Origin of the sequence: Cytobacillus sp. Bac17 (assembly GCF_024519925.1) — a bacterium.
Lineage (GTDB): Bacteria > Bacillota > Bacilli > Bacillales > Cytobacillaceae > Cytobacillus > Cytobacillus pseudoceanisediminis.
Window position 1 is genome coordinate 399,252 of sequence record NZ_JALJRC010000002.1, and the last position, 15,520, is coordinate 414,771.

Consider the following 15,520-nt stretch of genomic DNA (forward strand, 5'->3'; position numbering starts at 1 on the left):
TTTATCCTTCTTTACGCAAATAAAACTTCGGTTTGTAGCCTAAACTGCAAACCGAAGTTTCTGACCGCGATTAGCGGGAGGCGTTTGTACAGCAAGTTTTCAATAACTGACAAACCCTGAATGGGTTACTGGGCCACACATCATATGCTCTCTTTTTTCTTTAATTCGATTGAAGCGGTTATGGCTTGCTCTTTGAGATACTCTTTTTGCAGCGCTGCATCAAATACTTCATTCAAATGGGTTACAGGGATAATCTTAATGCCTGTTATCTCCTTTAAGATGGATTGCATATTTTCTTTTGGGATAATAACTGTCTGTGCTCCTGCTTTTTTAGCAGCTTTCACCTTTGGATATACGCCTCCAATTGGCTTGACATACCCGTGAATGCTGATTTCCCCGGTCATGGCTACAGTATTGTCGACTGGCCGTTTATAAATGGCAGAATAAATCCCTGTCGCCATGGCAATGCCGGCAGAAGGGCCGTCAATAGGAACTCCGCCGGGGAAGTTGACATGAATATCATATTCGTCAGCCGGTACGCCCATTGATCTCAAAACAGTAATAACATTTTCAATTGAACCCTTGGCCATACTTTTTCTGCGGATTGACTTTCCTTGGCCGCCAATGCTTTCTTCTTCTACTATGCCTGTTATATTAATACTGCCCTTTTCTTTTGCAGGAATCACAGTAACTTCAATGTCAAGCAAAGCACCTGTGTTCGGTCCATATACGGCCAGACCATTTACAAGACCAACAGCAGAATGAGAATTGATTTTCCTTTCCATTCTCGGTGAAAGCTGACTCGATTGCACAACCCATTCAATATCTTCATCTTTTATGTAATCACGATCTTCAGTAATCGCTAACCCAGCAGAAATTTGAATCATATTAACCGCTTCTCGTCCATTTCTTGCATAATTGGCGAGAATGCCTAGAGCATTTTCACTAATAGTGAGATTGACCTTTTCCGAAGCCTTTTTGGCTACAGCTGAAATCTCTTCTTCAGCTAACTCTCTGAAAAATACCTCCATGCATCTGGAACGAATGGCAGGCGGTATTTCATTCGGGGTCCTGGTAGTTGCTCCAATCAGGCGAAAGTCCGCCGGCAGGCCATTTTTAAAGATATCATGAATATGGGTTGGTATTTGAGTATTTTCTTCATTATAATAAGCACTCTCCAGAAATACTTTCCGGTCTTCAAGCACTTTCAGAAGCTTGTTCATTTGAATGGGGTGAAGCTCACCGATTTCGTCAATAAAAAGCACCCCACCATGTGCATTTGTAACAGCCCCCTGTTTAGGCTGCGGGATTCCCGCCTGGCCCATTGCCCCGGCTCCCTGATAAATTGGATCATGAACAGAACCTATTAGAGGATCTGCAATGCCCCTCTCATCGAATCTCGCCGTAGTAGCATCCAGTTCTATAAAAACAGAAGCTGCCTCAAAAGGGGACTTTGCATTTTTCTTGGCCTCTTCCAGTACCAATCTGGCAGCAGCCGTTTTTCCCACGCCGGGAGGACCATAAATAATTACATGTTGAGGATTGGGTCCGCACAATGCCGCTTTCAGAGATTTAATTCCATCCTCCTGTCCTACAATGTCTGCAAAACTGGCTGGACGAACTTTTTCTGATAAAGGTTCAGTTAATGAAATGGAACGCATCTTTTTCAATACATCCATTTCCTTCCTTGATTCACGGTCGATAGAAACCTTTTGTGTCCGCTGGCTCCTAAGCAAATTCCAAAAGTAAAGCCCAATGACAATTCCAAAAAACAATTGGATAAATAAAGCGATCCCCGTCCAACTCATTGTGTTCCCTCCTGCATTATTTGTTCTCGTTGATAATGCTAGTATCTCCCTGACTGAGTTGGAATAAACAAGGAATTCATTTAAAAGTAAGCATGGAAAGCGGAAGCGTCTTGCTCACGAAGGAACACAGATTAAAGCGCCGCCTCCTCCCAAAAGCTGCCGCTTTCGGTCCTGCGATGTATCGATACCACAGCTTTCCTTGTCCTGTGGCAATGTCCGCATGACCCCATCCTTGGGGGCCTCAAGAATAAATATTTAAGAGCATAAAAAATGGCCATGCCTCAAGGCTGGCCACTTTTTATTATGCTGACGTCTTACGCTCTTCTTCTACGACTGTTCCGTCCTCCAAAACAAGTTTTGGCGAACCATTATCAATAACCGTTTCTTTCGTAATAATGCATTTTTTAATATCTTCGCGTGATGGAAGATCAAACATTACATCCAGCATGATTCCTTCAATAATGGAGCGCAGTCCTCGGGCACCTGTTTTTCTTTCAATTGCTTTTTTAGCAATTTCTTCAAGTGCGCCTTCTTCAAAATCAAGCTCAACATCATCAAGTTCAAGCATTTTCTGATATTGTTTGACAAGTGCATTTTTAGGTTTAGTTAAAATCTCAATCAATGCAGCTTCATCAAGCTGGGAAAGGCTTGCAATAACTGGAAGACGTCCAATAAATTCAGGGATTAAACCGAATTTCAGCAGGTCTTCAGGAAGCACTTTTGCAAGAAGATCCTTTGGCTCGATTTCTTTTTGATTCTGGTCGGATCCAAAGCCAATTACCTTCTGGCCTAAGCGGCGTTTAATAATTTGCTCAATGCCATCAAATGCACCGCCGCAAATAAACAGGATATTGGTCGTGTCAATCTGGATAAATTCCTGATGAGGATGTTTGCGGCCGCCTTGTGGCGGTACGCTCGCAACTGTTCCCTCCAGAATTTTCAATAGAGCCTGCTGCACACCTTCACCCGATACATCACGAGTAATTGATGGATTTTCTGACTTACGTGCAACTTTATCAATCTCATCAATATAAATGATTCCTTTTTCTGCCTTTTCCACATCATAATCTGCTGCCTGAATAAGCTTTAGGAGAATATTTTCAACATCTTCCCCGACATATCCGGCTTCAGTCAATGATGTTGCGTCTGCAATTGCAAACGGAACATTAAGAATACGGGCCAATGTCTGAGCAAGCAAGGTTTTACCGCTACCAGTCGGACCGATCATGGCAATATTACTTTTTGATAGTTCAACTTCATCTATCTTGCTGTTGGAATTGATGCGCTTATAGTGATTATATACCGCAACAGATAACGATTTTTTCGCCTGATCCTGGCCAATTACGTACTCATCCAGAATATCGCGGATTTCAGCTGGCTTTGGCACATCTTTGAATTCCACTTCTTCTTCTGTACCCAGCTCTTCCTCCACAATTTCAGTGCAAAGTTCAATGCATTCATCACATATATATACTCCTGGCCCAGCAACAAGTTTGCGGACCTGATCCTGTGTCTTGCCACAGAAAGAACATTTCAATTGCCCTTTTTCATCATTAAATTTAAACAAATCCTTCACCCCTTGAAAAAACTTCAAAACGATATATTAAGCTTGCGAGATCACATGCAAATAGTTCTTTATTCAGCCATAGAAAGGTTGGGAATTATGGCGGGCTCTTTGAAATATACGTGCAAACATGCCCTCTTTAATAATTCACACTTTCTTAAAAATCAAAACCTTCAGCAGTTATGTATTGCATTGTAACACATTTTTACAGTGGACAGGAAATGATAACTCTTAAAACATTCCAATTATGTATGCATGCATGTGATGGGATTTCGCAAAGAAAAAACAGGCTGAATTTTATATGTACTTTCATAAGCTTAACCAAAAATGGCTAAATTAAGTCGGCCCCTTGGACCGATAATTAAATTATCTATATATGTATTTGTATTCCTGTCCATGTTCAATATGCCGTAAAACTTTCACCAGGCAAAAGATACAAGGGAGATTTTAATTATGTATTGTCTTGATGGTATAAAACAAGGCACGATAAACTCGCGCCTTGTTTCTTATTAAAAGGGAGAAAATTTCTGCTTTCGAAGTTAGATCACTGTCTAGCTCCGACTCCGCTTTTCTTTTATTATGCAACAGTTTTACTATTTTCCACAAGGAAATCTACTGCTTTTTTAATTTGAAGATCTGCTTTTAGGCCTTCAAGGCTTCCAAGAGCTTGTGTGATCTGGTCAGCAGACATGTTGTACATTTCTGCCATTTTGTTAAGTTCTTCTGTAACTTCTTCATCACTTACTTCGATGTTTTCTGCTTTTGCGATTGCTTCAAGAGTCAGGTTAACGCGTACGCGCTTTTCAGCTTCCTCTTTCATTTGCTCGCGCAGTGCAGCTTCATCCTGTCCGGAGAACTGGAAGTATAGTTCAAGGTTCATGCCTTGCATTTGCAGACGCTGTTCGAACTCCTGCATCATGCGGTTAACTTCTGTGTCAACCATTGCTGCTGGAATTTCCATTTCAGCATTAGCTGCTGCTGCTTCAACAACAGTATCACGGACATGGTGCTCAGCTTCATGCTTCTTGCTTTCTTCTAAGCGAGTTTTGATTTTTTCTTTTAATGCATCCAAAGTTTCAACTTCTTCGTCTGCATCTTTAGCAAACTCATCATCAAGCTCAGGAAGCTGTTTTGTTTTGATTTCATGTACAGTTACTTTGAATGTTGCAGGCTTTCCAGCTAGCTCGGCAGCATGGTATTCCTCTGGGAAAGTAACTTCAACTTCCTTGGATTCTCCAGCCGCGGTTCCAGTCAATTGGTCTTCAAAGCCAGGGATGAACTGTCCTGAACCAAGTTCAAGTGAGTAATTCTCAGCTTTTCCGCCTTCGAAAGCTTCGCCATCAACGAATCCTTCAAAGTCCATAACAACTGTATCGCCAGTTTCAGCTTTTCCTTCTTCTTTAACGGCAAGTTCAGCTTGTCTTTCCTGAAGTGAAGTTAGCTCGCTGTTAACATCTTCATCTGTAACGTTTGTTTCAAGTGGCTTGACTTCCAGGCCTTTGTATTCGCCAAGCTTTACTTCAGGCTTAACAGTAACTGTAGCTTTGAAGATAAGGTTTTTTCCTTGTTCGATTTGCTCAACATCGATTTCAGGACGATCTACCGGCTCAATGCCTGTTTCATCAATTGCATTAGCATAAGCTTCTGGAAGAAGATAATCTACTGCATCCTGGTATAAAGATTCAACTCCGAAACGCTTTTCAAACATTCCGCGAGGCATTTTTCCTTTACGGAATCCTGGTACGTTTACTTGCTTAACTACTTTTTTAAATGCAGCGTCTAAGCCTTCATTCACTTTCTCTGCATCTACTTCAATTGTAAGAACCCCGCGGTTCCCTTCTAACTTTTCAAATTTAGCAGACATACAATCATTTCCCTCCAAAAATCTATTATCATTTCATTCAACACAGAATGTTATGAATATCTCTTGTTTTTCAAGCCATATCCATTTAATAAAAATGTATATATACACATAATACAACCATTATATTATAACATACACTCCCTGTCTTTCAACATTGAAGGCTAAATATTGGGATAAGAAATTTCTTCTATCTTTCTTATAAAGGCAAGAGCCTGTTCAATTTCCTCTTCAGGAGCTTCATAAATATCTCCCAGTTTGCTGAAAGAACTGGTTAAGCCATGGTACTCATATGAAAGCATATGGTATGCCGCCGCCCAGGACGCAGCGTTATCCGGTGAAGCCTCAAGCGGATATAGCAGGAAAAAGTGCCTTTCTGCAAGGCTTTTTGTATTTTCATATAATACCGGATCTTCCTGCTCGAGCTGAATCTCCAGTTTATTGACTATTTTTAACAGCATCGGCTGCTGATGTACCGGGGGGAGATCAGCAGGAATAACTCGTACACTCTTATTAAATTTCCGAATCGGTACATATTTATCATAACCATGCTCGGTAAGCACATTTAAGAGCATCGTTTTAAAGAAAGGATTACCGTCATGCGCTTCAAGATATGCTTTAATATCTTCTATATATGGCCTGATATTATGTTCTGCCAGCTGTGCAGCGATCTGCACTTGGTCATGCTGATCCTGGTAGGAGAACAGATTTAACTTCCTGTTCTTGAATTCCTCCATTTCAGGTGCTTCAATCTCGGCTTCAGACGGTGAAGCCGCCATCTTTCTGCTGAACTCAAGCATTCTGCTGAAATGCTCAAACTTCTCCTTCGGGATCTCCCTCTCTTCAAGGAGAACTTCAATCATTGCTGCAATCTCGCTGTATTGGTGCAGCTGCACAAGGATCATTAAATAAAGATCCATTACCTGTATGTAATCCCCAATGCCTGTTTGGAGCATTTTATTAGCCAGTTCTTTCGCTTTTTCCAACTCTCCCGCTTCATAATATGCCAGAACAAGCCCGATATGTACATCGGTATTCTCAGGCTCCATCTCCATTGCTTCTTCAAAGAACCGGATCGATTCCTGATACCTTTTCTGCTGAAAGGACTCAAGCCCCTTTTCCAGCAGTCTTTTCTCAAGGCCGGGAAATAGAATGATTTTATTGTTTTGATTTTTCCGTTCCCGCTTTCCCATGCTAGTACCGCCTCAACTTATATTTTTGAAGATAGTGTAGCATGAATCAGCAGAAAAACAAAAAGATTCATGGTTTCCCGCCATGAATCTTTCATACATTCCTACTGTACCGCTAACTTTTTTTCTTCAAAATTTGAAATGCTTTTTTCTAATTGAAGGGTAATCTCTATTTCATCCCAACCATTAATCAGCATTTTTTTCCAGTAATCATTAATAGAGAATGATGCTGAAAAATTATGTTCATCTTCAATTACTTGATTCTGCAAATCAACCTTTAATTCGTATGGCTGGCTTTTAGCACGCTTGAGCAGATATTCGACTGTTTCAGCCGGAAGAGTGATTGGCAAAAGTCCATTTTTTAAGCAATTTTGATGAAAAATATCAGCAAATGAAGGGGCAATGATGACTTTAAAGCCATAATCTCCTAAAGCCCATGGTGCATGCTCCCTCGAAGAACCGCAGCCGAAGTTTTCATTTGCAATGAGGATAGGGGCACCCTGGTTTTCTTCCTTATTCAACTCAAACTCAGGATTAGGCAAACCATCTTTTGTAAATCTCCAGTCATAGAACAGATACTGTCCAAACCCCGTTTTTTCAATTCTCTTAAGAAATTGCTTGGGGATAATCTGATCAGTATCCACATTTGCTCTATCTAAAGCAGCAGCTTTCCCTTGCAGTGTTTTAAATCCGCTCATTTTGTTCTCCTCCTTTTTATTGAACTGTTTCTGCGCTAAGCAAAGCACCTACGTCCACAAAATGTCCGTACAAAGCTGCCGCAGCCGCCATTAATGGACTGACAAGATGTGTTCTGGCCCCTGATCCCTGGCGTCCTTCAAAATTTCGATTTGATGTTGATGCACAATGCTCGCCGCTTGGCACAATATCATTATTCATGCTCAAACACATGCTGCAGCCTGATTCCCTCCATTCAAAACCAGCCTGCTTAAAGATAAGATCCAGTCCTTCAGCCTCCGCCTGCTTTTTGACCTGCTGTGACCCCGGAACAACAAGTGCACGGACTTGAGGATGAACTTTCTTCCCTCTAATTATTTCCGCGGCCTGTTTTAAGTCTTCCAGCCGGGAATTTGTACAGGACCCGATGAATACATGCTGAATCTGAATGTCTTCAATTTTCTGCCCTTCCTGCAGCCCCATATAATCTAAAGCTCTAGAAAGTGATTTTTGTTCAAGCTCGTTTTTGCATTCCTCAAGTTTTGGAAGCTGTTCATTCACTTTGGAAGTCATAGAAGGATTTGTCCCCCAGCTGACCATTGGCGCAATATCTGCTGCATCAATTTGAATGGTTTTATCGTATGCCGCATCAGGATCGGATACAAGCTCTTTCCAATTCTCTACCGCCTGCGCAAATTCAGCTCCTTTTGGTGCATACTTCCGTCCTTGCAGATACGCAAACGTCGTTCCATCAGGACTGACAAGCCCTGCCCTTGCTCCTCCTTCAATGGACATATTACAAATCGTCATTCTTTCTTCCATTGACATTTTCGCAATGGCATCCCCGCAATATTCAATAATATGGCCCGTACCAAAGCCAATTCCGTTTTTGGCAATAATATAAAGTATGACATCTTTAGCGGTAACCCCTTTTTTCAACTCGCCATTTATCTCCAGTTTTAATGTTTTAGGCTTGCTTTGCCATAAAGTCTGGGTAGCCATGACATGCTCCACTTCACTTGTTCCAATGCCAAATGCTATTGATCCAAAAGCTCCATGAGTCGATGTATGGCTGTCACCGCAAACAATTGTCATGCCTGGCTGAGTAAGCCCCAGCTCCGGCCCGATAACATGGACTATCCCCTGTTCAGGACTATCCAGGCCTGCAAGAGGGATGCCGAATTCCAGACAGTTTTTTTCCAAAGTAGTCATTTGGTTCAGTGCAACAGGATCATTGATGACTTTTCGGTTATCAGTAGGAATATTATGGTCAACTGTAGCAAACGTTTTATCAGGCCTTCTGACTTTTCTGTTTTTCATTCTTAAACCTGAAAAAGCCTGAGGGGATGTAACCTCGTGCACTAAGTGGAGGTCTATGTACATCAAATCCGGCTTCCCCTCTTCCCTGTGGACTACATGCTTTTCCCAAATCTTATCTATTATTGATTTTCCCATTCTGTTCCACTCCCTTTTTAAAAGAAACACGGCCGATGAAGGCCGTGTCTCAGTTTTTAAAATCAGCTGAAACTGTGTCCAGCCATCATTTCAGCTTTATGCATAAGCCCCCATGATATTTAGAATCGCTTCGTTATCCAAAAGGGTAGCCTTCACCTCTTCAATCATTTCAGAAGTAGTTACCACCTTTTTTCCAAATGAAACAATATCTCTTGTACGATAGCCAGCTTCAAGTACTTGATTAACAGCATTTTCAACCGCTTCAGCTTCCTCTTCCATTCCGAAAGATAATCGAAGCATCATCGCTGCTGATAAAATCATGGCAATAGGATTGGCTGCATTCTTCCCTTGAATATCCGGTGCTGAACCATGGATTGGTTCGTATAAATATGGCCCATTTTCCGAGATACTGGCAGAAGGAAGCATCCCTAAAGAGCCAGTCAATACAGAAGCTTCATCGCTCAAAATATCACCAAACATATTTTCCGTTACTACAACATCGAATTGCTTCGGATTTTTAATCATTTGCATCGCTGCATTGTCAACAAGCATATGCTCCAATGCCACTTCCGGATATTGCTTTGCAATTTCCTCCGCTACCTCTCTCCACATTCGGCTTGATTCCAGAACATTTGCCTTGTCAACAGAAGTCACCTTGCCACGGCGGCTTCCGGCAAGTTCAAAGGCCAGTTTAATGACTCGCCGCATTTCTTCTTTTTGATAAAACAATGTATCTACCACAGCATCTTTTCCGTTTTGCTGGGTCCTCTCGCTTGGCTTTCCGAAATACAGGCCGCCAGTTAATTCTCTGACCATCAGCATATCCACACCTTCAATTACTTCATTTTTTAATGGAGAAGTATCAGAAAGGCTGGAATAATATTGAGTTGGCCGCAGATTTGCATAGAGATTCAATTCCTTTCGGATCTTCAAGAGACCCTTTTCAGGACGAAGGTGGGGAGGCTGCCGGTCCCATTTAGGCCCTCCAACCGCTCCCAGCATGACCGCATCGCTTTCTTTGCAAAGCTCCAGCGTTTCATCAGGCAGTGGAGTTCCGGCTGCATCAATAGCAGAACCGCCAATTTTGCCATATGAAAATTGGAATTGATGTCCGAACCGTTCTCCAACGGCCTGCAGGACTTCAATTGCTCCCTTCACCACTTCTTTGCCGATCCCATCTCCTGGAAGTACTGCGATACGTTTTTTCATTTTTAATCCCTCCGTCTGTTTTTTTGTTTATTCTTATAGATTATTGTTTTGGTTATTGATTTCAGCACGGGGCACTATAGCAAACCCGCGGGGAGGAACAGGAGCTTCTATTAATTCGCCTCTACCGCTTGCGCCTGTGCTTTTTCTTTCATATATATCACTCTATTAACAGCGTTCAAGTAAGCCTTTGAGGACGCTTCGAGCACATCCTGAGCCAATCCGCGGCCGCTGGTTTCCACTCCTTCGTAGTTCAGCTTTACATAAACCTGAGCTAAAGCGTCTCTACCTGCCCCTACGGATTGAATGCGGTAATCAAGAAGGTTAGCTGTTCCATTCAAGCATTTTTCCAATGTGTTATACAGAGCTTCTATGCTTCCTGCTCCAGTACCGGCTTCCTGGATCACTTCGTTATTTGATCCTGACAGAGTAACAGTTGCCGTTGGAACAGAGTTCGTGCCATATTGAATTTGGATTCCGATCAAATCATAGAATCGTTGTTCCTTGGAGAGCTTCTCTTCAAGTACAATGGCTGCAAGGTCATCGTCTGTCATCTCTTTTTTGCGGTCAGCCAAATCCTTGAAAACTGTGAATAGCCGGTTTGCTTCTTCATCTGCTACTTCAAGCCCCAGTTCACTCAGACGATTTTTAAAGGCATGGCGTCCAGAGTGTTTTCCAAGCACCATGGAATTGGATTGGAATCCGACTAGATCAGGGGAAATAATTTCATAAGTTGTTTTTTCCTTCAGTACCCCATCCTGGTGTATTCCTGATTCATGTGCAAAAGCATTTCTTCCGACAATCGCTTTATTGGCTGGTACCACCATGCCTGTCAGCTTGCTGATCAGGCTGCTCGTTCTGCTGATTTCCTGAAGATTCAGACGGGTGGAAGCCTGATAATGATTATTTCGGATGTAAAGGGCTACCGCCAGTTCCTCCAATGCCGCATTTCCTGCTCTTTCACCAATCCCGTTGATAGTGCCCTCAATCTGTGTTGCTCCATTTTCTATAGCTGAAAGGGAATTAGCTATGGCCATTCCCAAGTCATCATGGCAATGAGCTGATAAGGATACTTTATCAATAGAAGGAACATGATTTCTTAAATATTGAAAAATCTCTCCATATTCCTGCGGTGTTGTGTATCCCACAGTATCCGGTATATTAATGATCGTCGCCCCAGCCTGGATGACCTTTTCAATTATTTCAGCAAGAAAAGGCAATTCCGTCCTGGTAGCATCCTCCGCAGACCACTGGACGATCGGGAACTTTGAAGCAGCATACTTAACTGTTTCAACTGCTGTTTCAACCACTTCTTCTTTCGTTTTCTTTAACTTATATTGTCTGTGAATCGGAGAGGTTGCCAGGAATGTATGTATCCTTGGCTCAGCCCCGTCCTTTAATGCTCCCCATGCGGCATCTATATCAGAGATAACTGCTCTCGCCAGGCCTGTGACCGAGCAATTATTAATAGTCTGGGCAATTTTCTGAACAGAAGCAAAATCACCTTTTGACGCTGCAGGAAAACCAGCTTCAATAATATCAACATTCAAGCGCTCCAGCTGTCTGGCAATTTCTAACTTTTCGGAAAAGTTAAGGTTTACACCGGCCGATTGTTCGCCATCTCTTAAGGTTGTGTCAAATATCTTAATTGTTCGCACTTACGACCACTTCTTTCTTCTTGCTGCTATTGACAAACGGCATCATCTTGCGAAGCTCTCTTCCAACCTGCTCGATCGGATGCTCATTTTCTCTCTGATTTACGGCATTGAATACCGGTCTATTTGCCTGGTTTTCCAAAATCCAGCCTTTAGCAAAATTGCCTTCCTGGATATCTTTCAAAACTGCCTTCATTTCTTCTTTCACTCTTGCATCTACTACCCGCGGGCCGCTGACAAAATCTCCCCATTGAGCAGTATCTGAGATGGAATAGCGCATTCCTTCCAAACCGCCTTCATACATAAGGTCAACGATGAGTTTTAGCTCATGGAGACATTCAAAGTATGCCAGTTCCGGCTGATACCCAGCTTCTGTAAGAGTTTCAAATCCTGCTTTCACCAAAGAAGTCAACCCGCCGCATAGCACTGCCTGTTCGCCAAATAGATCTGTCTCGGTTTCTTCTTTAAACGTTGTTTCTAATGCACCTGCGCGAAGAGATCCAATGGCTTTAGCGTAAGCAAGGGCCAGTTCCTTCGCTTCTCCCGTTACGTCCTGATGGACTGCAAACAGTGCTGGGACACCTGCATCCTGTTCATATGTTCTTCTGACCAAATGGCCTGGTCCCTTAGGTGCTACAAGCAGTACATCACACTCTTTTGGAGGCACGATCTGATTAAAATGAATGTTAAATCCATGAGCAAACATTAATGCCTGGCTTGATAGATTCGGTTCAATTTCTTCCTTGTATACTTTTGGCTGGAGTTCATCCGGCAATAAGATCATCACTACATCAGACTGTGCAGCAGCCTCAGCGACCGAATATACCTGGAAGCCGTCTTCTTCTGCTTTTTCCCAAGACTTCCCTTTTCTAAGGCCGATTACAACTTCAACTCCGCTGTCCCTCATGTTTAACGCATGCGCATGTCCCTGAGAACCGTATCCGATAACCGCTACTTTCTTTCCGTTTAAATAAGCTGCATTTGCATCTCCGTTATAGTACATTTTTGCCATGTTTTATCTCCCTCTCCTATTAAAATTTATTATTTTTTATAATTAATTTTTGGCTCTATTCGTATAAATTGTAGTGTTTCTTTTATCAATGCTGTCCGTTGATTTCCGCTCCAGGCTGCTCTCTTTCCGCGGGGCGGGCGGTGAGCCTCCTCGACGCTGCGCGTCTGCGGGGTCTCACCTGTCCCGCTACTCCTGCAGGAGTCTCGCACCTTCCGCTACAATCAACTCAGTAATTAATAATTAAACAATTGAATATGATTTGGACTGCTGGGAAGTACGCTGTGTTCCTCTTGGGAATGCCGTTGTTCCCGTCCGGGCAAGCTCTTTGATTCCATAAGGTTTAATAAGTTCAATGAAAGCTTCTACTTTATCAGATTCACCTGTAATCTGAACAGTCATGCTATCCTTGCTGACATCTATGACAGAAGCTCTAAAAGGTTCAATCAAAGAGTATATTTCATTTCTTGTATAAGGGACCGCCTGAACTTTTATGAGGGCGAGCTCCCTTGCCACTATCGACTGATCCGTGATATCAGTCACTTTTATCACATCGATTTGCTTGTTTAGCTGTTTCGTAATTTGTTCACTGGCACTGGAGTCCTCAACATGGACCACACAAGTGATGCGCGACATCCCTTCATGTTCAGACAGCCCAACTGAAATGCTTTCGATATTAAAGTTTCTTTTGGAAAATAAATTCGTGATTCTGTTTAGCACACCCGGCCGATTCATAACAGTCAGGCATATGACTCTTTTCATGGTTTTACACCTGCCATTTCATGAAGTCCTTTTCCAGGCGCAATCATCGGATACACGTTTTCATCCGGATCCACCCGGAAGTCGATAAGTACTGGTTCGCGGTTATGAAGCACTTCATCCAATAACTCTTCAGCTTCTTCTTCAGATTGAATGACATATCCTTTTATTCCGTAGGCTTCTGCCAATTTTACGAATGATGGCTGTACTGGAATTTTGCTGTGAGAGAAACGGGATTCATAAAATATCTCCTGCCATTGCCGGACCATGCCAAGGGCCATATTATTAAAAATGATAATTTTCACCGGCAGGTTCATTTCCTGTATAATGGCAAGCTCCTGCGTTGACATTTGGAACCCTCCATCTCCGCAAATAGCGAGTACGCATGCTTCCGGGTCGGCCAGCTGAGCTCCGATGCTGGCAGGGAAACCAAATCCCATTGTACCAAGCCCTCCTGATGTCACCCACCTGTCTGCCTTATTAAAGCGGTAGTATTGGGCTGCCCACATTTGATGCTGTCCTACGTCTGTTACGACGATGGCATTCCCTTCCGTTTTTGAATGAAGCATTTCCATGACTTTCTGGGGCTTCAATCGTCCAGACTCTTTATCATAGAAATATGGATATTCCTCCTGCCAGTCCATGATGGTTTCCATCCATTCTTTATGGGCCGGCGGTTTTCCATCCTGCAGAATCAGCTGCTCTAGAGCTTCTTTTGCATCTGAGACAATCGGAATGGAAGTCGGAACGTTCTTGCCGATTTCAGCAGGATCAATATCAATATGGGCGACTGTTGCATGTGGTGCAAAATGCTGTAAGTTTCCAGTTAATCTGTCATCAAATCGGGCTCCAATATTTATCAGCAAGTCACATTCTGTAAGTCCCATATTGGCTGCATAACAGCCATGCATCCCTGCCATTCCGATAAATAATGGATGATCTGCCGGGAACCCGCCGAGGCCCAGGAGTGTGTGAATAATAGGAATTTGCTGCTGCTCCGCATACTCTTTTAATTCTTTGGATGCTCTTCCATGAAGCACGCCCGCACCAGCCAGGATGACAGGCTTTTTCGATCGGCTGACCGCTTCAGTTAATTTCCTTATTTGCAGGTAATTTGGTTTTAATGTCGGCTGATATCCCGGCAGATTCACTTCCTTTTCTTCCTCAGGCTGATCTGAAACTCCCGCAGCGATGTCTTTAGGTATATCGATCAGTACTGGTCCTGGCCTGCCGGTTGAAGCTATATAAAAAGCTTCTTTAACAATTCTCGGGATATCTTCAATGCTGCGGACCTGATAATTGTATTTTGTAATTGGAGTGGTTATCCCCAGGATATCTGCCTCCTGAAAGGCGTCTGATCCAATGACTCCCGTTGCCACCTGGCCTGTAAAAACAATCAGCGGAAGTGAATCCATCATTGCGTCCGCAAGCCCGGTAACAATATTAGTGGCTCCTGGGCCTGAAGTGGCAATTACAACGCCCGGCTTTCCAGATATCCGGGCATACCCTTCAGCAGCATGAATTCCTCCCTGTTCATGACGCGGCAGCACATGAAGAATCTCTGAATGATACAGTTTGTCGTAGAGTGGAAGAACAGCTCCTCCAGGATAACCAAAAATCACTTCAACATTTTCTTTCTCCAAGGCTCTTAATAACAGATCAGCACCGGTGACAGGATGTGTCTCCGTTTTTGTTTCTGTTAAGGCAGCTTCCTGCAGCATTTGTTGATAACCTCCTCATGTTTATATAATTCCAATATAAAAAGCCCTTCCACCCCTAAAGACACCTATCGATTGTAGGTATAAGGGATGAAAAGGCTTTGATAACCTGTTCCACGGTACCACCCTGATTCACGCTTATAGTGCGTGCACTCATGAACAGCCAAATGCTGTCCGTTTTGATAACGGGTGAAGAACACCCGGCAGCCCCTAATCGATCATCTTTCAGGACTGCGCTCAGAGGTGAGTTCATTTTAAGAGGGCATTACCGGTTTTCAGCAGGTCCGGCTCTCTGTGAATGCCTGTCATAAAACTACTTATCCTCTTCTACGCTTTTCATATTCTGATTTCAACCTCATTACACTAACGCTTTAAACCGTTGAATTATTAAATAAAAAAAACCCAAGAAGCTTATTACAAGAATGTTTTCACTAAGATGAAGGTTATAATTCTATTTAACTTAAAGGTGTGAATTTCTTATATTGAGGACTATCTTACGCCCATTTTTATCAGCCGTCAACACCCTTTTTATGAATTATTTGATAATTTCGATTAGTCTGTTTTTGTGTATCCGCTTACATTGTTGATATATTCACATTCTCTGGGACAAAAAAATTTTA

11 protein-coding genes and 1 other annotated feature are annotated in these 15,520 nt (G+C 42.7%); all 11 genes read right to left on the reverse strand.

Annotation, left to right across the window (positions count from 1 at the left end):
• Nucleotides 1-140: 140 nt before the first annotated feature.
• On the reverse strand, nt 141-1,808 hold the full coding sequence (lonB, locus tag NR125_RS06380) for an ATP-dependent protease LonB (protein ID WP_009333166.1): 1,668 nt from the start codon (nt 1,806-1,808) through the stop codon (nt 141-143).
• Nucleotides 1,809-2,109: 301 nt separating this feature from the next.
• Nucleotides 2,110-3,375: an ATP-dependent protease ATP-binding subunit ClpX gene (gene clpX, locus NR125_RS06385; RefSeq protein ID WP_009333167.1), complete on the reverse strand. Its 1,266-nt coding sequence runs from the start codon at nt 3,373-3,375 to the stop codon at nt 2,110-2,112.
• Nucleotides 3,376-3,949: 574 nt separating this feature from the next.
• On the reverse strand, nt 3,950-5,236 hold the full coding sequence (gene tig, locus NR125_RS06390; RefSeq protein WP_009333168.1) for a trigger factor: 1,287 nt from the start codon (nt 5,234-5,236) through the stop codon (nt 3,950-3,952).
• A 161-nt stretch (nt 5,237-5,397) separates the two neighbouring features.
• Nucleotides 5,398-6,426, reverse strand: coding sequence for a tetratricopeptide repeat protein (locus NR125_RS06395; RefSeq protein ID WP_009333169.1), 1,029 nt, complete (start codon nt 6,424-6,426; stop codon nt 5,398-5,400).
• A gap of 101 nt (nt 6,427-6,527) precedes the next feature.
• The gene (gene leuD / locus NR125_RS06400; RefSeq protein WP_019383245.1) at nt 6,528-7,121 is read right to left on the reverse strand and encodes a 3-isopropylmalate dehydratase small subunit; all 594 of its coding nucleotides are present in this window, start codon (nt 7,119-7,121) and stop codon (nt 6,528-6,530) included.
• Between the two features lie 16 nt (nt 7,122-7,137).
• On the reverse strand, nt 7,138-8,553 hold the full coding sequence (gene leuC, locus NR125_RS06405; protein WP_009333171.1) for a 3-isopropylmalate dehydratase large subunit: 1,416 nt from the start codon (nt 8,551-8,553) through the stop codon (nt 7,138-7,140).
• A 96-nt stretch (nt 8,554-8,649) separates the two neighbouring features.
• Nucleotides 8,650-9,762, reverse strand: a complete 1,113-nt coding sequence (gene leuB, locus NR125_RS06410; protein ID WP_009333172.1) for a 3-isopropylmalate dehydrogenase — start codon at nt 9,760-9,762, stop codon at nt 8,650-8,652.
• 110 nt (nt 9,763-9,872) lie between these two features.
• A complete protein-coding gene (locus tag NR125_RS06415; protein WP_009333173.1) occupies nt 9,873-11,417 on the reverse strand; it encodes a 2-isopropylmalate synthase in 1,545 nt (514 codons plus the stop codon).
• Nucleotides 11,404-12,426 (reverse strand): ketol-acid reductoisomerase, encoded by a 1,023-nt coding sequence (gene ilvC / locus NR125_RS06420; RefSeq protein WP_009333174.1) that lies wholly within the window; start codon nt 12,424-12,426, stop codon nt 11,404-11,406. The genes NR125_RS06415 and ilvC overlap by 14 nt, the downstream gene beginning before the upstream one ends.
• A gap of 240 nt (nt 12,427-12,666) precedes the next feature.
• Entirely contained in the window at nt 12,667-13,185 is a 519-nt protein-coding gene (gene ilvN, locus NR125_RS06425) for an acetolactate synthase small subunit (RefSeq protein ID WP_009333175.1), read from the reverse strand.
• Nucleotides 13,182-14,903 carry an acetolactate synthase large subunit gene (ilvB, locus tag NR125_RS06430; protein ID WP_256814811.1) on the reverse strand — a complete coding sequence of 574 codons (1,722 nt, stop codon included), beginning with the start codon at nt 14,901-14,903 and terminating at the stop codon, nt 13,182-13,184. The genes ilvN and ilvB overlap by 4 nt, the downstream gene beginning before the upstream one ends.
• 80 nt (nt 14,904-14,983) lie before the next feature.
• Nucleotides 14,984-15,239 (reverse strand) — a binding site (T-box leader).
• Between the last annotated feature and the right edge of the window lie 281 nt (nt 15,240-15,520).

What these genes read in the sequence shown, in the direction of transcription:
- ilvB (WP_256814811.1), bottom strand. Translation starts at nt 14,903, where the DNA reads ATGCTGCAGGAAGCTGCCTTAACAGAAACAAAAACGGAGACACATCCT.
- leuC (WP_009333171.1), bottom strand. Translation starts at nt 8,553, where the DNA reads ATGGGAAAATCAATAATAGATAAGATTTGGGAAAAGCATGTAGTCCAC.
- leuB (WP_009333172.1), bottom strand. Translation starts at nt 9,762, where the DNA reads ATGAAAAAACGTATCGCAGTACTTCCAGGAGATGGGATCGGCAAAGAA.
- NR125_RS06395 (WP_009333169.1), bottom strand. Translation starts at nt 6,426, where the DNA reads ATGGGAAAGCGGGAACGGAAAAATCAAAACAATAAAATCATTCTATTT.
- tig (WP_009333168.1), bottom strand. Translation starts at nt 5,236, where the DNA reads ATGTCTGCTAAATTTGAAAAGTTAGAAGGGAACCGCGGGGTTCTTACA.
- ilvC (WP_009333174.1), bottom strand. Translation starts at nt 12,426, where the DNA reads ATGGCAAAAATGTACTATAACGGAGATGCAAATGCAGCTTATTTAAAC.
- leuD (WP_019383245.1), bottom strand. Translation starts at nt 7,121, where the DNA reads ATGAGCGGATTTAAAACACTGCAAGGGAAAGCTGCTGCTTTAGATAGA.
- lonB (WP_009333166.1), bottom strand. Translation starts at nt 1,808, where the DNA reads ATGAGTTGGACGGGGATCGCTTTATTTATCCAATTGTTTTTTGGAATT.
- ilvN (WP_009333175.1), bottom strand. Translation starts at nt 13,185, where the DNA reads ATGAAAAGAGTCATATGCCTGACTGTTATGAATCGGCCGGGTGTGCTA.